The sequence below is a fragment of the Bacillus sp. YH3-2-B2 genome (assembly GCF_053663335.1).
On record NZ_JBSJQE010000001.1, the window covers coordinates 983,205 to 1,004,265 of the forward strand.

17 protein-coding genes and 1 pseudogene are annotated in these 21,061 nt (G+C 45.0%); 12 read left to right on the forward strand and 6 right to left on the reverse strand.

What is annotated here, in order from left to right; genetic code table 11:
- The first annotated feature begins 37 nt into the window (after positions 1 to 37).
- The 11 genes from ACWJJX_RS04670 (at position 38) to ACWJJX_RS04720 (ending at position 11,824) form a co-directional block, all read left to right on the forward strand.
- A complete protein-coding gene (locus tag ACWJJX_RS04670) occupies positions 38 to 1,456 on the forward strand; it encodes an alanine/glycine:cation symporter family protein (protein ID WP_071391774.1) in 1,419 nt (472 codons plus the stop codon).
- 203 nt (positions 1,457 to 1,659) lie between these two features.
- A complete protein-coding gene (locus tag ACWJJX_RS04675) occupies positions 1,660 to 2,616 on the forward strand; it encodes a sugar kinase (RefSeq protein ID WP_454022767.1) in 957 nt (318 codons plus the stop codon).
- Positions 2,617 to 2,645: 29 nt separating this feature from the next.
- Positions 2,646 to 3,665, forward strand: coding sequence for a zinc-binding alcohol dehydrogenase family protein (locus ACWJJX_RS04680; RefSeq protein ID WP_176283342.1), 1,020 nt, complete (start codon positions 2,646 to 2,648; stop codon positions 3,663 to 3,665).
- Positions 3,666 to 3,678: 13 nt separating this feature from the next.
- A complete protein-coding gene (locus tag ACWJJX_RS04685; protein ID WP_076851242.1) occupies positions 3,679 to 4,314 on the forward strand; it encodes a bifunctional 2-keto-4-hydroxyglutarate aldolase/2-keto-3-deoxy-6-phosphogluconate aldolase in 636 nt (211 codons plus the stop codon).
- A 1-nt stretch (position 4,315) separates the two neighbouring features.
- Positions 4,316 to 5,392, forward strand: coding sequence for a mannonate dehydratase (gene uxuA / locus ACWJJX_RS04690; protein WP_454022768.1), 1,077 nt, complete (start codon positions 4,316 to 4,318; stop codon positions 5,390 to 5,392).
- Positions 5,389 to 6,225 (forward strand): SDR family oxidoreductase, encoded by an 837-nt coding sequence (locus ACWJJX_RS04695; RefSeq protein WP_454022769.1) that lies wholly within the window; start codon positions 5,389 to 5,391, stop codon positions 6,223 to 6,225. The genes uxuA and ACWJJX_RS04695 overlap by 4 nt, the downstream gene beginning before the upstream one ends.
- Positions 6,226 to 6,308: 83 nt before the next feature.
- Positions 6,309 to 7,310, forward strand: a complete 1,002-nt coding sequence (locus tag ACWJJX_RS04700; protein WP_069013578.1) for a substrate-binding domain-containing protein — start codon at positions 6,309 to 6,311, stop codon at positions 7,308 to 7,310.
- An 81-nt stretch (positions 7,311 to 7,391) separates the two neighbouring features.
- On the forward strand, positions 7,392 to 8,663 hold the full coding sequence (locus tag ACWJJX_RS04705; protein ID WP_454022770.1) for an MFS transporter: 1,272 nt from the start codon (positions 7,392 to 7,394) through the stop codon (positions 8,661 to 8,663).
- A 118-nt stretch (positions 8,664 to 8,781) separates the two neighbouring features.
- Positions 8,782 to 9,597 carry a hypothetical protein gene (locus ACWJJX_RS04710; protein ID WP_168984955.1) on the forward strand — a complete coding sequence of 272 codons (816 nt, stop codon included), beginning with the start codon at positions 8,782 to 8,784 and terminating at the stop codon, positions 9,595 to 9,597.
- A complete protein-coding gene (locus ACWJJX_RS04715; RefSeq protein WP_128574570.1) occupies positions 9,594 to 10,202 on the forward strand; it encodes a DUF4166 domain-containing protein in 609 nt (202 codons plus the stop codon). Before ACWJJX_RS04710 ends, ACWJJX_RS04715 begins: the two co-directional genes overlap by 4 nt.
- The gene (locus ACWJJX_RS04720; RefSeq protein WP_454022771.1) at positions 10,196 to 11,824 is read left to right on the forward strand and encodes a YndJ family protein; all 1,629 of its coding nucleotides are present in this window, start codon (positions 10,196 to 10,198) and stop codon (positions 11,822 to 11,824) included. The genes ACWJJX_RS04715 and ACWJJX_RS04720 overlap by 7 nt, the downstream gene beginning before the upstream one ends.
- A 651-nt stretch (positions 11,825 to 12,475) precedes the next feature.
- On the opposite strand, the gene ACWJJX_RS04725 is transcribed toward ACWJJX_RS04720, so the two are convergent.
- The gene (locus ACWJJX_RS04725; RefSeq protein WP_454022772.1) at positions 12,476 to 13,645 is read right to left on the reverse strand and encodes an alpha/beta hydrolase; all 1,170 of its coding nucleotides are present in this window, start codon (positions 13,643 to 13,645) and stop codon (positions 12,476 to 12,478) included.
- Between the two features lie 237 nt (positions 13,646 to 13,882).
- Positions 13,883 to 15,031, reverse strand: a pseudogene (locus tag ACWJJX_RS04730) (cellulase family glycosylhydrolase); the annotation flags it as partial.
- 460 nt (positions 15,032 to 15,491) lie between these two features.
- Between ACWJJX_RS04730 and ACWJJX_RS04735 the strand changes: the two are divergent.
- Positions 15,492 to 15,800: a DUF4870 domain-containing protein gene (locus ACWJJX_RS04735; RefSeq protein WP_326254948.1), complete on the forward strand. Its 309-nt coding sequence runs from the start codon at positions 15,492 to 15,494 to the stop codon at positions 15,798 to 15,800.
- Positions 15,801 to 15,852: 52 nt separating this feature from the next.
- Here the strand turns inward: ACWJJX_RS04735 and ACWJJX_RS04740 are convergent, their stop codons facing one another.
- From ACWJJX_RS04740 to ACWJJX_RS04755, 4 genes are all read right to left on the reverse strand, one after another.
- The gene (locus ACWJJX_RS04740) at positions 15,853 to 17,253 is read right to left on the reverse strand and encodes an ATP-binding protein (RefSeq protein ID WP_454022773.1); all 1,401 of its coding nucleotides are present in this window, start codon (positions 17,251 to 17,253) and stop codon (positions 15,853 to 15,855) included.
- A 2-nt stretch (positions 17,254 to 17,255) separates the two neighbouring features.
- On the reverse strand, positions 17,256 to 17,963 hold the full coding sequence (locus ACWJJX_RS04745; RefSeq protein ID WP_454022774.1) for a response regulator transcription factor: 708 nt from the start codon (positions 17,961 to 17,963) through the stop codon (positions 17,256 to 17,258).
- A 142-nt stretch (positions 17,964 to 18,105) separates the two neighbouring features.
- Positions 18,106 to 19,377: a glycoside hydrolase gene (locus ACWJJX_RS04750; RefSeq protein WP_077722401.1), complete on the reverse strand. Its 1,272-nt coding sequence runs from the start codon at positions 19,375 to 19,377 to the stop codon at positions 18,106 to 18,108.
- Between the two features lie 51 nt (positions 19,378 to 19,428).
- Positions 19,429 to 20,967: a glycoside hydrolase family 43 protein gene (locus tag ACWJJX_RS04755; protein WP_326998201.1), complete on the reverse strand. Its 1,539-nt coding sequence runs from the start codon at positions 20,965 to 20,967 to the stop codon at positions 19,429 to 19,431.
- Positions 20,968 to 21,061: the final 94 nt, after the last annotated feature.

The window sequence follows — 21,061 nt, forward strand, 5'->3', positions numbered from 1 at the left end:
AAATGACAGTAAAAGATATGTAAAAGGGAGGTTAAACATGGAGGCTTTCATCAGTGAAATCATAAATGTTCCAAATGATTTTATTTGGAAGTATCTTGTTTATATTTTAGTCGGGATCGGATTGTACTTTACGTTCCGTTTTCGCTTTATTCAATTCCAGTACTTTTTTGAAATGTTCAGAATCGTCGGGGAGAAGCCGCAAGGAAATAAAGGAGTGTCTTCAATGCAGGCATTCTTTATCTCAGCCGCTTCTCGTGTCGGAACCGGAAACTTGACCGGCGTCGCGCTGGCGATTGCAACAGGCGGTCCCGGCGCAGTATTTTGGATGTGGATCGTAGCGATTGTCGGTATGGCTTCCAGCTTTGTGGAAAGCACTTTGGCGCAGCTGTATAAAGTGCGTTCCGGTGACGAATTCCGCGGCGGTCCGGCATATTACATGGCAAAGGGTCTGGGCGCCCGCTGGCTCGGTATTTTATTCGCCGTATTGATTACCGTTTCTTTCGGACTTATCTTTAACGCCGTGCAGTCAAATACGATTTCTGTGGCGTTTGACGAAGCGTTCCATGTGAATAAAACAGTTATCGCAATCATTTTAGCTGTATTAACGGCTTTCATTATATTCGGCGGTCTGAAGCGTGTTGTTTCCGTCTCGCAATTAATCGTTCCGGTTATGGCGGGAATGTATATTCTGATCGCGCTGTATGTCGTGATTGTAAATATCTCGGCGGTACCTGAGCTGCTTGTTACGATTGTGAAAAATGCGTTCGGTTTTGAGCAGATCGTCGGCGGAAGCTTAGGAAGCATCATTATTATCGGAGCGCAGCGCGGCCTGTTTTCAAACGAAGCGGGAATGGGAAGCGCGCCGAATGCGGCAGCAGCTGCACATGTGTCGCATCCGGCTAAGCAGGGATTAATTCAGACCCTCGGCGTGTTCTTTGATACGTTTATCGTTTGTACATCGACTGCTTTTATCATTTTATTGTACAGCTTTACGCCTAAAGGCGACGGCATCCAAGTGACGCAAGCCGCACTGCAGCACCATCTCGGCGGATGGGCGCCGACATTTATTGCGATTGCGATGTTTTTATTCGCATTCAGCTCAGTCGTCGGCAACTATTACTATGGTGAAACGAATATCGAATTTATTAAAACAAGCAAAACATGGCTTAATATTTACCGCGTATTCGTCGTAGTGATGGTGGTATACGGATGTTTGGCTGACTTCCAGATCGTCTGGGACATGGCAAACTTGTTTATGGGACTCTTGGCTCTCATTAACTTAGTGGCAATCTTACTGCTGAGTAATGTAGCCTACAAGATCTATAAGGATTATGCCGCTCAGCGCAAAAAAGGTCTTGATCCTGTATTCAAAGCCGAGAATACCCCGGAGCTCCAGCATATTGAAACATGGGCGGAAGAAGAAGGTACAAGCCCTGAACGTAAGACTGCTAACTGAGGAAACATGCATACAATTTTCAAAAAAACCCCTTACATTTTGTTGTGAGGGGTTTTTTATGTGAAAAACCGGGTTATTTTTACTGAAAACAGATTTTTTTGAATTTATTGTATTTTTCTCTTGTGTATGTAAGGGCTTTCATATAAAGTTTAACTAAACCGGTTTACCAAACCGATTTAGTCTTAAAGGAAAGGAGTATTGATGTGGCTTCTGATTATGGCATTTTTACGATCGGTGATGCGATGATCACCTTAAATCCCGCAAGCACAGGACCTTTGCGTTTTGTTACCCATTTTGAACGAAAAGCAGGAGGAGCTGAACTGAATTTTGCGATTGCATGCGCCAGATTGAACCTGCACTCAAAGTGGGTCAGCAGACTGGGGAAGGATGAGTTCGGCAGAGTGATTTATCAGTTTGCCAAAGGAGAAGGAATTGATGTGACTGACGTCTCCTATGTTGAAGGCTTTCCTACATCTTTAAATGTCAAAGAGATCAGAAATGACGGTTCAGGCAAGACGTTTTACTATCGTTTCAATTCACCAATTCTGACTCTTGCACCGGAAGATATAACAGAGAATATGTTTGCCGGCATTCACATCGTTCATCTTACCGGTGTGTTCCTCGCACTTGATAAGAAAAATCTTGAAATTGCTGAAAGAGTGCTTTCCATCGCCAAAGCAAGAAAGATTCCCGTATCTTTTGATCCGAATATCAGGCTGAAGCTGTGGACGATTGAGGAGGCGCGTGCGGCATTTCATCAAATCTTTCCGCATACTGATATTCTTCTGGCGGGCCGGGACGAAATGAAACAGCTGACAGGTATAGGAGAAAATGAAGCATTAGCCCGGTTTGCAGAGAGCTATTCAATCAGTCAGCTTGTTATAAAAGACGGTGAAGCAGGTTCTGCGCTGTATCATGATCATAAGTGGGTTCACAAAGAGGCTTTCCTGGTTGCGCCTGTTGACACGGTAGGAGCGGGTGACGGCTTTAATGCCGGCTACCTGTACAGTTATTTGCATGGTTTTGAACCGGAAAAACGTCTGGAGTTTGCAAATGCAGTCGGTGCGCTCGTCACCACAGTTTCCGGTGACAATGAAGGGCTTCCCTGCCTAGAAGAGGTTTTGTCATTTGTAAACAAAGAGACTGTGATTGAACGGTAGCAAGCACAACTTAAAAAGCGGGTGAAAAAATGAAAGCGGTTCAAGTACGGAAAGCATTTGATCTGAGGGTGACGGAATGTGAGAAACCGTCTGTTGTCCACGCGGATGATGTTCTTGTCAAGGTGAAGCGGGTCGGAATTTGCGGATCAGATTTGCATATTTATCATGGGACAAATCCGTTAGCTTCCCTGCCGAGAGTAATCGGACATGAAGTCACAGGGGAAGTCGCAAAGACCGGTTCTCATGTCCGGCGTTTCAAGCCGGGTGACCGGGTAGTGATTGAACCGATATCTTATTGCGGAACATGCTATGCCTGCCGGAAAGGACGTCCGAACGTCTGCAAAGCGCTTTCGGTGTTCGGCGTTCATGAAGATGGCGGGATGCGGGAATATATCGTGCTTCCGGAAAAGCTGCTGCATGCTGTTTCGCCCGATCTGCCTTGGGAGGAAGCGGTCATGGCAGAACCATATACGATCGGCGCCCAGGCCGTTTGGAGAGGCCGTGTCGAGAAGGAAGATACCGTTTTGATTCAAGGAGCGGGACCAATCGGAATCTGCATATTAAAAATGGCAAAGTTCAAAGGCGCTTCCGTCATGATAACCGACTTGAATGATGAACGCTTAGCATTCGCTGAAAAAAACGGTGCGGACGTTACTGTCAACGCGCAAAAAGAAGATCCCGTTTTGCGGGTGAACGAATGGACAAAAAATGAAGGCGCCAATGTCGTCATTGATGCTGTCTGTCTCCCCTCAACGTTTGAAACGTCCATTGACGCGGTGTCTCCGGCCGGTCATGTGGTTGTGCTAGGTTTTGATGAGAGGACTGCCGGCATTTCTCAGCTTCCGATCACAAAAAAGGAAGTCACGATCACCGGTTCAAGATTGCAGACGAATCAGTTTCCGTACATTACAGACTTACTGAATAAAGGCCTGTTAACGCATGGCGGTCTTATTACACATACATTTTCAGCAGATGACGTCCATCAAGCATTTCAGTTGATCGAACAGCACCCGGGCAAGGTGGGAAAAGCAATCATTACGTTTGATTAAAGGAGGAGCGAGAATGCTGCCTAAGTACGCCATTTACGAAAAACTTCTGCATGCACAAGTGGTGGCTGTCATAAGGGGACAAAACAGCCAAGAGGCGCTTGAAGTTTCAAAAGCGGCCATTTCAGGAGGTATCAGCGCCATTGAGCTTACATACACAACTCCTGAAGTGGAAGATGTCTTTAAGGAACTCCGGCATCAAGATATTCTTCTTGGAGCCGGTTCTGTAATGGATACCGAAACAGCGAGACACGCCATTTTATCAGGCGCCTCATTTATCGTCAGCTCTCATTTTGTAAAAGAGATAGCATCTCTATGCAACCAGTACAGCGTACCGTATCTTCCGGGATGCATGAGCGTGTCTGATATGGCTTTGGCGCTCGAAGCCGGATGTGATGTGGTAAAGCTGTTCCCCGCTAATTCGTTTAATCCCTCATTTATCAAGTCGGTCAACGGCCCTCTGCCGAATGTCCGCATTATGCCGACCGGGGGTATCTCATTAAACAGCATGAATGACTGGCTTTCTGCCGGAGCGGTCGCGGTCGGAGTGGGAAGTGACTTGATAAAAGCATATCAAAAGGGCGGCTATGAAGCTGCCGTATCCCTCAGCAAAGAATACGTCTGCCGAAAAAACGAATATACGGGGGTGTAACATGAATATCACGTTTCGCTGGTATGGCCAAGGTAATGATACGGTGACTCTTGAACATGTCAGACAAATTCCCGGGGTCAAAGGCATCGTCTGGGCTCTTCACCAGAAGCCCGCGGGCGAAGTATGGGAAAAGGAGGACATTGAAGCGGAAGTCAGATTCATTCAATCCTATGGGTTTCATGCAGAGGTCGTGGAAAGCGTGAATGTTCATGAAGCCATTAAACTCGGCCATGAAGAACGCGGACAATATATCGAACACTATAAACAGACCATTCGCAATCTGTCCGAATTCGGCGTGAAAGTCATCTGTTACAATTTCATGCCGATATTTGACTGGACGCGTACCGATATGTTCCGCGCGCTGGAGGATGGGTCAACCGCTTTGTTTTTTGAAAAAGCGAAAGTGGAAAGTCTGCCTCCGGAGGAACTGATCCGCACGGTTGAGAAATCTTCTGATTTGACGCTTCCCGGGTGGGAGCCGGAGAAAATGGCCCGGATCAAGGAACTGTTTGAGGCCTATCAAACGGTCGGTGAAAAACAGCTTTGGGCCAATCTAGAATTCTTTTTACATGAAATCCTTCCTGTAGCGGAGGAACACGGCATTCAAATGGCCATTCATCCGGATGATCCGCCCTGGTCAATTTTTGGCCTGCCCCGTATTATCACCGGTGAGAAAAGTTATGAAAAGCTGCGAGAGATTTCAGATTCACCCGCCAACTGTATTACGTTGTGCACGGGTTCGATGGGAGCGGATCCCGCCAATGATATGGTGAAGATCGCCAAACACTATGCGGGAGCTGCGCCGTTTGCCCATATACGAAATGTGAAAATCTATGATAACGGTGATTTTACGGAAACTTCGCATCTTACCAGTGATGGGTCCATTGATATTACCGGTGTGGTAAAAGAATTGCACGGCCAAGGCTACAAAGGATATGTACGGCCTGATCACGGCCGTCATATCTGGGGCGAACAATGCCGGCCGGGCTATGGTTTATATGATCGTGCCTTAGGAATTATGTACTTGAACGGACTGTGGGATGCGTTCTCGTCTCATGAGAAAGAGGTGGAAGGATGAGACCGATTCATGAACGTTTATCAGGAAGAACCGCTGTCATAACAGGCGGGAGCGGTGTTCTCTGTTCAGCAATGGCAAAGGAGCTTTCACGGCAGGGGATGAAAATTGCGATCGTCAGCCGGAATGCTGATAAAGCAGAGCGTGCGGCGGGCGAGATTGCTGACGCTGGAGGAACCGCGGTTTCTGTACCGGCTGATGTTTCAGCCCGTGATTCGCTCGAAAAGGCAAAAGACGAGATTATCAGCCGGTTCGGTTCTGTCAATCTTTTAATTAACGGAGCCGGGGGAAACCACCCGGATGCGATCACTGCCAATGAGACGTATGAAGAGGATGAGCAGAGCCCATCATTTTTTGATATGGACGAAACGGGATTTTCCAGCGTATTTTCAAGCAACTTTACCGGTGCATTTCTGGCATCGCAAGTGTTTGGAAAAGACCTTTTGAAGGCGGAATGTCCCGCGATTATTAATATTTCTTCTATGAGCGCGTATACACCGATGACAAAGGTGCCTGCCTACAGCGCGGCTAAGGCGGCGGTTCAGAATTTTACGATGTGGATGGCTGTTCATTTCGCAAAAAAAGGGCTGCGGGTGAATGCCATCGCTCCGGGTTTCTTTTTGACTGCGCAAAACCGTGAGTTGTTATTACAGGAAGATGGAAGTCTGACAGACCGATCCAATAAGATTATGGCACATACACCGATGAAACGTTTCGGGAAACCGGAAGACCTTCTGGGAACGCTCCTGTGGCTTTCGGATGATTCATGCTCAGGCTTTGTCACCGGGGTCACCGTTCCCGTCGACGGAGGTTTTATGGCTTATTCCGGAGTGTGACAGAATCCATGTCCCTGTCAGATTGTAAACGATTTACTTCTGTCTTATACTAGTGAAAAATGAAGACAGACGGGGATGAGTCTATGAAAACCATTACAATTTCTGATGTGGCGAAATATGCAAACGTATCTAAAAGCACCGTATCTCAATTTTTAAATCAGCGCTATGACTATATGAGCGAGAAAACGAAACAAAAAATAGAAGCGGCCATTCAAGAGCTGAACTATCAGCCGAATTTCGTCGCCCGCAGCTTAAAACAGAAATCAACATTTACGGTAGGTGTGGTGGTGGCTAATATTCTTCACACCTTTTCCACTCAGGTCATCAGGGCGGTTGAAGACTATTTTCATGAACAAGGATTTCATATTATTGTCTGCAATGCGGATGATGAACCGGAAAAAGAAAAGAAATATATTGAAATGCTCAGGGCCAAGCAGGTGGACGGAATTATTATTTTTCCGACGGGCGAAAATCTCTCTTTATATGAAAAGATGAAACGCGATACGTTTCCGGTTGTGTTTATGGACAGAACCATTGAAGAACTCGGGATTCCGACAGTGATGCTTGATAACCATCATGCAGCCGGTCTTGCCGTTGACCGGTTTATCGAGAGCGGCATTAAGAGAATCGCGATTATTACGACGTCCATTATTCGGGAAATCAGTCCGAGGGTAGAGCGGATTGAAGGGTATAAAAAGGCGCTTGACCGCCACGGAATGATGGTGCGGAATGAATATATCAAAACAGCCGATGCGGCTGATATTTCCAATATTTTGTCAGAGCTGTTCTCACTTCAGGAGCCTCCGAAAGCGATATTGGCGGCAAACGATATTGTTCTTGTTGAGGTGCTGAAGTATATGAAGGAGCATGATATGACAATTCCTGATAAGGCAGCCGTCATCGGAATTGATGAAGTTCCTTTTGCGGGTTTTTTTACTCCGCCGATTACGACGATCGTCCAGCCTGCGGCAGAAATGGCTCGAAAAGCGGGAAGCCTTCTTCTTCGCCAGATACAAGAAAAAGATAGCGGTGAAAAACGGATTCACCGCTATAAACCGGCGCTTCTCGCAAGGCAATCCGGATAACCGGTTTCATTGCATTGCATAAACCGGTTTACTCCGGCAATTTAAATATCTGAATATTATGAAATAAGAGGGAGGGATTTTATGTTCTCAAAGGATAGATTCCCTATTATTCTTCTTTTATTTTCAGCCGGGGTGATTAACTATTTAGACCGCTCAGCGCTGTCTATTGCAGCGCCGTTCATACAGCAGGATCTCACATTGTCTGCAACCCAAATGGGGCTGATTTTCAGCAGTTTTTCTGTCGGATACGCTGTGTTTAACTTTCTCGGCGGTGTTGCATCTGACCGGTACGGGGCTAAATTGACATTGTGTACGGCGATGATCGTTTGGTCTCTTTTCAGCGGGGCGGTTGCGCTTGCTTTCGGATTTGTAAGTCTTTTGATTATCCGTGTTTTATTCGGTATGGGCGAGGGGCCGCTGTCGGCTGCCATAAGCAAAATGGTCAACAATTGGTTTCCTCCGTCTCAGCGCGCCACGGTCATCGGCCTGACAAACAGCGGCACGCCGCTCGGCGGAGCGATTTCCGGCCCGATTGTCGGGATGATTGCTGTGGCATTCAGCTGGAAGGTTTCCTTTGTCCTGATCATGATCGTGGGTTTAGTCTGGGCGTTTATCTGGTTTAAATTTGTCAAAGAACGGCCGGCACAGACGGAAGACGCCCCGGCAATGAAAGCGGCGATTCAATCGCATGAGCAGCATATCCCGATGACCTTTTATTTGAAACAAAAAACGGTTCTCTTCACGGCTTTTGCCTTTTTCGCCTACAATTACATCTTATTTTTCTTCTTAACATGGTTTCCGAGCTATCTGGTGAAAGAACGCGGTTTAAGTGTTGAATTTATGAGCGTGGTGACTGTTATTCCCTGGATTCTTGGATTTATCGGTTTGGCGGCAGGCGGAATGATTTCTGATTATGTATACAAAAAAACCGCCGGAAAAGGGGTTTTGTTCTCACGGAAAGTCATTCTTGTCACTTGCCTGTTCGCTTCCGCTGTACTGATCGGATTTGCCGGACTTGTTACCACTACCGTAAGTGCCGTTATTCTCGTTGCTTTATCAGTCTTCTTTTTATATATAACGGGCTCTATCTATTGGGCGGTGATTCACGATGTGGTTGATCAAAGGAATGTCGGGTCAGTCGGCGGCTTTATGCATTTTCTTGCAAACACGGCCGGTATTATCGGGCCTGCTTTAACCGGCTTTATCGCGGATAAAAGCGGATCATTCTCAGGGGCGTTTTTGCTTGCAGGCGGATTAGCCGTTTTGGCCTCGGCTGCGGTAATCCGTTTCGTGCGCCCGATTATCATTCAAACCGCTTCTGAAGATAAAAAAGATACGATACCTTATTCGTAAGTCATCAAAGCCACTGAGGCTGTCCTGCCGATAACGGGATGGCCTTTTCGTTCTGCCGCTTGATCTGTTCCTATGATAATATAGGAATTGTTTACAAAAGAAGGGAAGAGGAGGGGGCATGAAACAGAAGCCGATATATGTCGAAATCAATATTGCATCTGATATAGAAACGCTTTGGGAATATACGCAAAACCCGCATCTTCATAAGGAATGGGATCTGCGTTTTTCTGACATTACATATCTTCATAGGCTGCCAGATGAACCGCAGAGATTTCTATATGAAACACGAATCGGTTTTGGGCTGAAGGTATCCGGCACAGGCGAATCAATAGGTGACATAAGGCCTCGCTCGTCAGAAAGAGTGTCTTCGCTCGCTTTTGTCTCTGATCATCCGCTGTCACTTATAAAAGAAGGCAGGGGCTACTGGAAGTATATAGAGCGGGATAACGGACAAACCTCATTTTTGACTCAATATCAATATGAAACGGCCCGCGGTCTGCCGGGAAGTTGGATAGACCGGTTTTTATTTCGTCCTCTGCTAAGCTGGGCTACCGCATGGAGCTTTGATGCGTTGCGGCTTTGGATAGAACAAAACAGACATCCAAAGATATCAGTCCGTTTCGGATTTGTCTATGTCTGTATGTGCCTCGTATTCAGTCTGTATTGGTTTTTTCAAGGCTTTCATGATGGCTGTGCCGATGCAGAGATCGTGAGGGGAGCGCTGGAGACAGGGTTAGGGGTATTATGGCTGCTTCCCATGCGGAGAAAGTGGCTGATTCACGCCGGGCAGTCAGTCTTCTTTTGTGTAACGGCACTGTTATATTCCGGCGGCGGATTCTTGATCTCTTTAGGAGTCCTTACGATAGCCGGCATGATTCTTAAGCTCAAGCTGCCGAGCGCCTGGCATACAAAACGAAAGAGAGAAGTGAAATGACGGATTCAATGTATGAAAAAGCGATTACTCATTATCAATCACTGCACCCGATGCTGCAGAAACGGTACAGATTTGACGGATCACGCACGTTTTGCGGAGAAGGCGTTATGTCAGAAATAAAGGGAGGTTCTTTTCTTGTCAGAATGCTTTTAAAGACCGGTGTTTTTTTCAGATGTTTTTTCTCAGAGAGGGGAAACGATATCCCTTTCACTATTGAAAACAAAAACAGGCAAAATGGCGTGGAATGGAATCGTACCTTTTTCTTTAAAGGCAAAACGCGTTTTTTTGATGCGGTCATGGAATATGATGAGCGGGAAAACAGAATTCTTGATTACTTCGGCAAACCTCACATCCTACTGTCTGAACTGCATTTAGAAGCGTCTTCAGACGGAGGGCTTGTTATTACATCCGGAAGGCAGTGGCTCCTGATAGGCGGAAAGAAAATCCCGCTTCCGGCATGGCTGTGCGGGAATTCAACCGTTTATGAGGCTTATGATGAGGAAATGAATTGCTTCAGCATAAAGGTTCATGTGAAAAACCGGATACTCGGCACGCTTTTCTCTTACCGGGGGACTTTCCGGGAAACAGAGGGAGAAACATGCTGAAGCGTCATCTCATGGTCAGTGTGATTTGCTTTTTTGGATTTGCGGCGGCTGAAGCTCCGCATATATCAGCTGCTGAGACGTTTGTTTTATTTTCCGTACTTTTTTTCGTTCCCGCTGTATTCTGCTTTGCTTTTCGGCCGTCAAAGACCTTAGAGAATGTGTTGTTACGGAGTTATCCTGTTGCCGCTTTATGTGCGGTGCTTGCGTTTGTCACAGGCTTCAGTTTTTTTGCCTTTGTGTGGCTCATTTATACGCTTGGACTGGCACTGTATGCTGTCCGGCGGCTGATGAAAACAAATATTCACAGAACAGAAGAGATGTCTGTTATGGCGGGTTTCATTTATTTGGCCGGGGGCGGATTCTGGTTCTTCGCATATGTCCTTGAGATTCCCGTCATGAATTTCGGCCCGCTTATCGTTCTGCTGACGGCGGTGCACTTTCACTATTCCGCTTTTCTCATTCCGATCTTTAACGGATTGCTCGGCAGGATCATACGGGAGAAACGCGTACTTTACCGGTGGAGCACGGTCATTATTTTGATTTCGCCGCTCCTTATTGCCTTGGGGATTACATTTTCAAAGACACTTGATGTGATTGCTGTCGCTCTGTACCTGGCGGGTCTGTATGTAAATGCATATCTCGTCTTTAAGGCGCCGTTTGTTACGAAAACAGGCAGGATCTTGATCAGGAGTTCTTCGGCTGTGTTAATGATCACAATTGCTTTTTCTTTGATATATTCGTACGGTGTCTACCGCGAGGAGGCAACGCTCACGATCAGCCAGATGATTTGGATTCATGGGGCCGTCAATGCATTCGGTGTTATCCTGCCGGCTTTGGCGGGGTGGAGAATAGAAAATCCTAGACCGTTCGATGAGAACAGTGAAAGAACGTTCAGCAGAATTTACGGGAAGGGACCGATAGGCAAAGATTTTTTGACTGACATTCATGCAGCAAATGACATCCATTATACCGGCCTTCAGGATCAGCTGAGAGAACTGCATTCTGAAGACTTTTCAACTGAAAAGCTGGCGCCGGCCGTTATTTCCTTTTATGAAAAGACAATTGATTATGACATCATGGCAAAAGTGACGTGGAGCGGATGGTTTCGCCCGTTCGCGCGCGTGTACGAGCCGTTCAGCAGAAGAGCGGGGCAGATTCATCTGTCCATGAATCCGGATTGGTATATCATGCACAGTGATATTATAGGAGTTGACTCTGACAAAGACGGCAGAAAAAATGTCCGGGCGTGGATCAGAACAAATGAAAAGCAGGAAACCGTTTTTACTGCGCTGTATTCAGCGTACAGGGCAAAAGGGGAAGGATACATGAATATCTCTCTTCCGCTGCCGTACGGCCAAATGACGGGCATTTTAAAGCCTTATGCGCGTAAGCAGAATCTTGTTTTGACAAGCAGACGGCGAAAAAGCGGAGCGGGTGATGAAGGGATTTATCTCCAGACGAAATGGGGGACGTGTCATCTCCCGCTGGCAGAGACATTTCTTATTTCAGCCCAGAGCGAAACAAGCCTGAAGGCCGTTCATCATATGTGGCTGTTCGGACTGAAATTTTTAACTGTGCATTATCGGATCACTCATGCTTCCGCAGGTAACCGAAGCAAATAACAAGCTGCAGAGCCGTCTGTTCATCAGGCGGTTTTTTCTCATGCAAAGATTCCTACATTGAGCGGCATGATGATGGCAGCCGGGCAGATGTCCCTGCTGAAAATCTTGTTTTTGTCCATTTTAGCCCATGGCATGATTTTTACGGCAATGTTTGGCTTCACGACGGCATATTGGAATGTCGATTGAGTCTGTTCCGGCGGGCATGAGAGCAACATCGATGGGGCATACCAGGCGCTTTATGCACTCGGTATTTTCGGGGGACCTTGGTTGCGGGATTTTTTAATGATTGGCTGGGCTCAGAGCCGGATTTTATTTCGCGGCAGTGCTCTGGCTGGCGGCTGTTCAAGCTTGCTTTTGCGTTAGGTTTTTCAGCTGAATCAAAACTAACGCTGTAAACATTTTTATACGTGTAACTGCAATAACACAATGTGCGATTATTGCAGTTATAAATTTCTCTTCTTTGTCTCAATAACTAAAGTATACTTGATTTATGAGACTTATAATTCATTCCTCTTCATAACTTCCTAGAATATATATTATGTAAACTAGAAATTGTGAAGAGAATATAAAAGTGGATACATATTCTAACAGCATCCCCTTTTTTGTAAGGTAATATTAAAAAACCTCTACGTCCTTAATAAATTAAATTCGTCATAAAGGTTTTTCAGTTTGAGTATTTTCATCGGTTATGTCACTTGTTGCTGGTCTTAAGTTCACGCCATCGTATGCCAGACTTTCCACACTTGCAGCTTTCTGCAGGATGTAATGATCAAAAAAGTTCTTCGTATAGTCTGTAACAAGATTTCGCATCTCCGTGGCATCCCGTTCGCCTCTAAGTTCCTCATTCACACTGGTAAACACGATGTCACAGTAATCTAAATGCGCAGCACGATCAACAGAGAAATAATAGGTATCCATGCTATTGTTAGCGCCAATGATCGCATTCATGTTATAGTTCGGTTCAGAAAACAGCAGCAAAAAGGGTTTCTTAAGGTCGCTGCCCTGAAGGCCGAACGCTCCGCTGTCCAATCCAATCCCGCAGGCAAACCGGTCGTCGTCCCGGCAAACAATCGCCGTCGTAGCTCCGCCATAAGAATGTCCGACTATGCCCATGCCGATGTCAAGCAACAATCTGTCCTTAAAGATGGAATTCAGCTCTCCAGAGTCCAGTTTGACAAGATAATCGGCTGCATACCTTACATCTTCCGCCTGCAATTCACAATACTTTGTTAACTTGCCAAGAATCGGCAGTGTAAACACGTTATGGCACATCTCAATGGCAGTTTCATCGTCAGGACGCATCTCCATCTTACCAGCCAACGCCAGCATCTCCGGATCTTCAGAAAACGCCAAAATGGCATCAGAAAAATCCTTTGATACATTAAACAGGCGCCCATCTTTACGCTTATACATCGTGCTATTCTGATGGCCGATGCTTACCGCCACATATCCCATGCTTGCCAAGTCTGTACAGATCACTGTGCCCCATTCTGGAGAACCGCCTCCGCCGCAAACATAGAATAACACCGGATAACGCTTTTCTTTCCCGGAGAGAGCAAGGTCGTCGTAACATTGGGTCTTGATATCTATAGAGTAAGCATCCTTCAACGCAGTGAGAATCGGCTGCTCATCAAGCATTTCGCAGACTTCAGAAAACATGTACGTTGATGTAGTCTTTCCTTCGCTGCTGTCGGACGGATAGTACACAAACGCCGTCAGTTCTCTTTTTGTATGATCTGATGCCGTGTACTCAAAATCCATTTGGGTGCGGCCGACAGTATAGCCGCCAATTGGCTCTGGAAATGCGTCATACCTTTTCATTCTCTTGTTCCCCCTTAAGTAATAAAAGTGGCGGATGTGAAATACATACATTGCGCGACAAACGCTTTTCAAAACTGTGAAACGATTACATTATATGTTCAGTGAATCATATCTACTCCTTCACGTAAACCTCCATGTATTGCTGTTTAAGATGATAAAAGCGGACATCGTTGCTGATGTCCGCCTAAAGCTTAACTAATGGGGTTCTGTTCCCCAAATCAGTTTTCCTTGATGATATGTGGTATTCCCGTTATTTTTTATGTGAAGCTGCGGGCGGATTTGGTTGCTGTTCACACTCCCATCCCCTGCTTTGTATTGTACGGAAATGCCTTTTTCCTGTGCGGGGTTATCTTGTGCTGGCGTTTCAGGGGCGTCCTTCGTTGAATCTTTGCTGCCGCGAATGTTTTCTCTTACGAATGTTCCTGAAGCAGTTAAATCTGTAAGCGGCCAGCCGCCTGTTTTAGATGCTCCCGGCTTTAAAGCCGAAGATGATTCCTGCTTATCAGAAAGATTCCAGTTCACCCAGCTGATGTTCTTGCTTTCGAGATAATTCAGCCATTCCCGCGACTGGTCAAGGAATACACCGCCATTTCCAGACGCGTCGCTTGTTCCCCATTCCGTCACGAAAATAGGCGCTCCTTTGCTGAGTGCATAGTTTGCTTTATCCCGTAAAGATTGGCCGTGTGTGCCGGCATAAAAATGAAGCGCGTACATGACGTTTGCATCTTTTAGCTGGTCATCGGCAGCATCATTCACATCTTGGCTCCATGTACCGGTTCCGACAATGATGATGTTGTCTGGATCATTTTTGCGGATAGCGGAAATCACTTCTTCCGCATACGGTTTAATATCACGCTTCCAGTTCACGTCACCGTTTGGTTCGTTTGCAATTTCATAAATGACGTTTGGCGTGTTTCCGTAAAGACTTGACATTTCCTTAAAAAAATCTTTTGCCTTCTCTTTATTTTGGTTTGGGTTGCCGTCATTTAAGATATGCCAGTCAATGATGACATATATCCCAAGTTCTTTTGCCGCTTCAACCGCTTCTTTTACTTTATTTTTCACGGAAGGGTTGTCAATATAACCGCCATCTGCGGTATACATCGCCGCGCGGAAAACGGTTATGCCCCAATCGTCTCTCAGCCATTTTAAGCTGTCTTTATTGACAAAATCGCCATACCATTGCAATCCATGTGAACTGATCCCTTTCAATTGTACCGCTTTGCCGTCCCGGTTTACGAGCTGTGTTCCTTTTATGCTAAGCTGCCCATTCTTGGCTGCTGGCGTTTTTGTCCCTGCTGCAGATGCCGGCGAAGCCTGCAAGCCGCCCATTGTCAATACCGTAATCAATAAACACGTAATAAAAATAGAAATTGACCGTTTCATATCTGATCTTTTCCTCCTTCGCATCATTTTGGCTCTTCACTTCTTATGAGCTCGAACTCATTGTAAAAATCTTTCTCATGATTGTCTATCAACCTAATTTCTTGTTTTTGGGAGGTTTAAAAGCCTGTCAATTTGCTCTAACTCTATTGAATAAGACACACCTGACACATATAGAACAAAGAAAACTGGACTGAATCGGGACTTTACACGTTATTTTTCAATCGAATCGAAAAATTAAATGTATTTCCGACGTAGACGCGCTAAATGTGATGAGTCTCAATATGGCATTGAATCTTATGATTGTAATAAGACGAGCCCTTGCCCGTCCTTGTTAATTTAAGGTTGATGTAAGGTTCGGATTAATACGGGTTAAGGTTGGAGTTGTACAATAAGATTGTACTTCAGTGTGGGATTCAGCCAGAAGAATTCCCCCTTCAATAAATCATAGAGGTGAAAAGGTTTGAGAGAAAATAAAATTTTGTCTTCATTATGTTACTTCAGTATATTTTTTGCGCCGTTTCTGTTTCCGATTATCGTCTATTTCTTAAGCCGGGACGATGTGAAAGAACATGCGAAAAAATCTTTATGGACGCATCTGATTCCTTATTTGATTTTTGGAATTGGCATCATCGCTTCAGGTCTACTCGGTATGAATGATATCAGACATGCCGGGCCTTTCCTGCTTGCGACTTATGCTGTTACATTCCTTGTGGCGATCTATTTTTTCATTTGGAACATTGTCAAAGGAATCAAAGTGTTTTCGGAATAATAGGAAAAAACGGTTCTGTTATTAATCAGCAGAACCGTTTTTTGTATAGCTATTATGATAATTGTATATCTATCGTTGTCCCTTCTCCCGCGGTGCTGTGAATGGTGATGTCCCCTCCGTGCTTTTGGATAATATCCTTTGCTATGGCCATTCCAAGACCAGAGCCTGCATGCGTCGTTCCTGTATTTGTCCCCCTGTAATAGCGATCAAACACTTTTTCCAGCTCCTCTTCTTCTATCCCTTTGCCGTTGTCCTTAATTGTCACATGAGTTCGTTCTTTTTGTTCAAGCTGTACAACGATCTTCACATCGGGATCATTGTGAACGAGGGCATTTAAAATGAGATTCGTGACCGCTCTCCGAATCAATATCGCATCAAGGCTCAGCATCAGCTTTTCCAGGTTCGTTTGAAGCTCAATGGACTTATCCGCATATCTGGAATCGTTTAAAATATCAATTAACGTTTCCCGCAGAAGCGATACAAGGTTTACCCGTTCTTTATTTAACATCACATCGTTGTTTTTCAGCCTTGTCGTTAAATTTAAATCTTCCATCACATCTTTCATATAGAGGGATTTACTCTCAATGATCCGGGCGTAATCTCTGATCTGTTCGACTGTGAGATGATAATTCGGATCTTTGATGATTTCTGCATAGCCTTGAATAGATGCTAATGGTGTTTTAATGTCATGAGAAATATGACTGATCCACTCTTCACGCATTTGCTCTAATTTATCTTTTTCTTTTTTGCTTAAAGATAGTTGTTCCGATAAGTGATTGACATTATAGAACACATCTTTATAAATGCCTTTGGATTTCATTTTGATCGTATAATCTCCATTAGCTAACCGCTGGATTCCTTGAATGACACGGCCGAGCGGTTTTGTGAGCTGCCGGCTGAATAGATAGCCAATGAGTAACGCGATTAATGCATCTATTGATAATAATATGATGGTTCCTGCATTGAACTTCGTCACAAATTCCTTGGTATCATATGAGAGGACAAATTTTCCGAGAGAGGGATTTTTAAACCCTATAAAGTAACTGTACTCCTTGCCGTTTACTTTTTTTCCGCCGGCGTAAATGGTTGATAATAATTGTTTATCCTTATATTTATGTAAATTTACAATTTCAATAGGCGTATATTTTTTCTTCAGTCCTTTAGGTTCTCTATCATGATAAACATCCTGTCCGTTTTCATCTAATATTTGAATCCATGCATTCTGCTCTTTTAAAGCTTTTTGGCCCTCTTTGTTTACTGTGATACCATTGTTCGATAACGTGACATATTGTCGGAATGATCTTGTGAAAGTTTCCGGTGTACTTTCTTCATCATGTTGGGTGTTCGCCTGGAAAACGAGCCAAAACATAAAAATAAATAAATTAATGAAGACTGTAATGATGGTCACTATGATGACAGATACCATGTATCTGCCTGTTAATCGCCAATTCATCCTTACGCATCCTTTACAACAAATTTGTAGCCTAACCCTTTCACAGTGACGAGAAAGACTGGTTTTGATGGGATGTTTTCTATTTTCTCACGGAGCCTGCGTATATGAACCATCACCGTGTTGTCAGAACCGAAAAAGTCTTCTCCCCATACAGCTTGATAGAGTGTTTCTTTACTGATCACCCGATTGGGATGCTGCAGAAAATAGGTCATAAGCATAAGTTCTTTAGGTGTTAACTCAATAGCCGCTCCATTTTTGGTGAGCTCGGCTTGTTGTTGGTTTAATTCAAATGTCCCTTTTTTTATCACGGTTCCGGTTTGAGAAGGCTGTAAGTAAGAGACCCGTCTCAGCTGCGCTTTGACCCGGTATGCGACTTCTTTAGGGCTGAAAGGTTTTGTAATGTAGTCGTCCCCGCCGATGGCAAGTCCTACAATTTTATCCGTTTCCTCCCCCTTTGCAGACAAAAAGATGATAGGAATGTGTGAAATGTCCCTTATTTGCTTGCAGATATCATAGCCTTCACCGTCTGGCAGCATGATATCCAATATCACAAGATCGGGATTTTCTTGATGAAATTGAGCCAATCCGTCACGGGCAGTTGAAGCGGTCACTACGCGATCAATGCCTTCTCTTATTAATACGGTTTTGATCAGTTCCAAAATTTCTTTTTCATCGTCTATGATTAATACTTTGCTGTGAAGCCGTGACATATATTGATCACTCCTTGAAGTCATTGTCATTATTATACCCAATGTCCGTGTATCGTTAAAAAACCAACACTTCTCTTCCACAGAAAATAAGCCAATTTTCTTTTTCGAGTAAGAAAATTGGCTTATTGCGATGCTGATGTCTCTAACGCTTTACAACAAATGTTGTCACGCTTTGAGCCGGCAGATGGGCCCAAAAATGATTATCCGTTACTTTGAGATCCGTTCCAGGTTGAAGATTGCTGCTGCTGCTCGTGATCCATCTGGATACTTGCGAAGCAGATCCATTCTGCAACACGAAGTTTTGGTTGACCCCTGTGTTATTTTTATTAATGGCAACAATCACAACTTTATTGTCTCCTTTATAGGCTGACACATAAACATTCGGCTCAGGATTTTTCGTTGCATCAATCCTTACATAGCCAGGGCGCACAAATTTTGAGAAATGAGCCATATTGTATCCGCGTTTGCTGATCATCCCATCTTCTTTCATCGGGCCGTATGATCTGCGGATGTACCACCACACATAAGCTTGAAAATCTCCCTCTACCATTGAATGATGAATATGCTCTGAAACACCTAAAGCCTCAGGCCATCGATCTGCCGAGTTGTTATCACTGTTCGGATAGTATACTTCCGTCATCCAAAGGTCCTTCCCCGCTCCTTTTTGTTTGAAAAGAGGATAAGGAAACTGACTGACCTGAGTGCCGTACAGGTGGGTTCCGAGGATATCCATATTCCTAAGCGCCTGCGGATCGTTCAAAATGGGGTCCGATATATTTTTCAGGTATTGAAATGATTCCGGCGCAATCACACGGGCATTAATGGAACCGGCATTCTCTCTCATGAAACGCAGGATTTCTTGAGGCGTCCACCATGTCCATTCGTGAGCGTAATCAGGCTCGTTCTGCATAGAAATCGCATACAGATTCACACCATTACTCTTCATGAAATTAACGAAATCGTTAAGATGCTGCGCGTATGCAGCGTACTTATCGTATCTCAGCCGCTTAGCTGATGTGTCACCATTATGATTGAAAGTCTCAACCATATCGTTTGGCGGATTCCAAGGGGAAGCAAAAACGATTGCTCCATGTTTGATCGCACTCTTTGCAGTCTCCACTTCTTTGTACCAATTATTTCTATTTTCATCTACATGAATTCTTAAGACCGAAAAACCTAACTGATTCTGCCCATTGCCAAAAGCGGTCTCCCGTTGAGCCGCAGTCAAGTCTCCAATCCAAGCCGGGTGGTTCATTCCTCCAAAACCGCGAATCACTTGTCTTTCTGCAGATATATTAACTGTTGCATCACTTGCTGCTGAAACTTCAGTAACTCCCGGTCCTAACAGCATGACGGACAGCATTGTGAAACATACAAATAATACACAAATTAGGTTTTTTATGCTCGGCATCATTTTTTCCTCTCCTTCATTTGTCTTTTATGGACTTAGAAAACGTACCTTTGCTTATCTTTGTGTAAACTGCCAGTAATCAACATTAAACAAGTTTCCTGTACCAGTTCCGGTAAATACAAAGAATACGTTGTGAACACCGGATGCGCCGCTTACCGCAGTTTCTATTTCTCTCCAGGATTGCGTTCCGCCTGTGGAAGGGACATTCAAGGTTCCGACAAGCTTACCGTTTGCACTGTCTAGTCGCACTTCTATTTTTCCGCCAAGAGCGGACGCTACATTTGCTTTAAACGTCCTTGCACCGCCTGACCCGAAGTCTGCATTTCCAACAGCAATCCAGTCTCCGTTATGAATGTTTGTGACATGTTGATTATTGACCGGCCCGCCGGGTGCAGAGGAATTCTCGGTCAAAATCCGTCCGTTCCAGGCAAACGTTTCCGCTTCTACCCGGTGATATGGATTCAAGTTGGATAGCTGTTTGACACCTGCAAAATTTGCCGCTACCTCTTGCAGGGAGCCATCAGGATTATGCACAAGCTTATTTATATGGGGAGAACGGTATCCTTTGCCGGCCCCGTAAAGAGCGGAGCTGACAGTTTGAGTATGATACACCACATACCACTCGTTTTTAAAATTGAAAACAGCATGGTGATTGTTTCCGCCGCCTCCGAAAAATGCTCCCGGATTTTTCAGAAAGTGCCCTCTATACGAAAAAGAATTCATAGGACTTGAGCTGGTCATGTAGCCGATCTCACCTGGAGGTTTATCGGCCGGGTGCGCGCCCCCGAAATTGATACAATAGGAATAGTAATATTTTCCGTTATACTTATGCATTCCCGAATCTTCAAACATAAAAGGCGCATCAATCGCAGATGCACTTCCGGCAACACTGGTCATATCAGGCCCTAATTTCATGACTCTTGCTGTTTTAGGATTGGCCCATTGTCCCTGCGTTGGATTTGAACCGCCCGGAACGCCTCCGCCGGCATATAGGTAACCGGTACCGTCATCATCTACGAATACTGCCGGATCAAAAAGCCATACAACACCGGACATTCCTGGTGTACTTGGCGTCACCAGCGGTTTTCCGATCGGATCTGTCCATGGGCCGGTCGGGCTGTCTGCGGTGAGAACCCCGATACCCCCGCCGCCGTTTGCGAAATAAAGGAAAAATTTATCCTTACCGTTGATCTTTTTCACCGCGGCTGACGGGGCCCATGATGCTCCTGCCCATTTGGCAATCCCCCGGCCGCCATTCACCCCATTGGCACCCGCTGCGGGAATCGCTCCGTGATCTGTCCAGTTCACCATATCCGCTGAAGATATGACGGATATTTTATTCAAATTGGCAAATGAATTATCCTTAATCGTTCCGTCGCTATTATATTCATAGTCATCGCTTGACATATAGATGTAGACTCTTCCGTTATAGGTCAGCGCAAACGGATCCGCGCCCAGATGATGGTCGATAAGCGGATTTGAATTCCCAACATGTTTTGCAATTGGAGTGCTTACCGCATTCGCATATTCCCCAGGTAAACAGCTCAATAATAAAGCAAGAACAAATAAACATACGCTGCACTTTTTCATCAGCTTAACATCCTCCTGTTTCCGCATATTAGGTTTTTAAAAAATATGATAACAACAGGTCATGAAGAATGCGTAAAATGAATGATTTTCAGAGTGA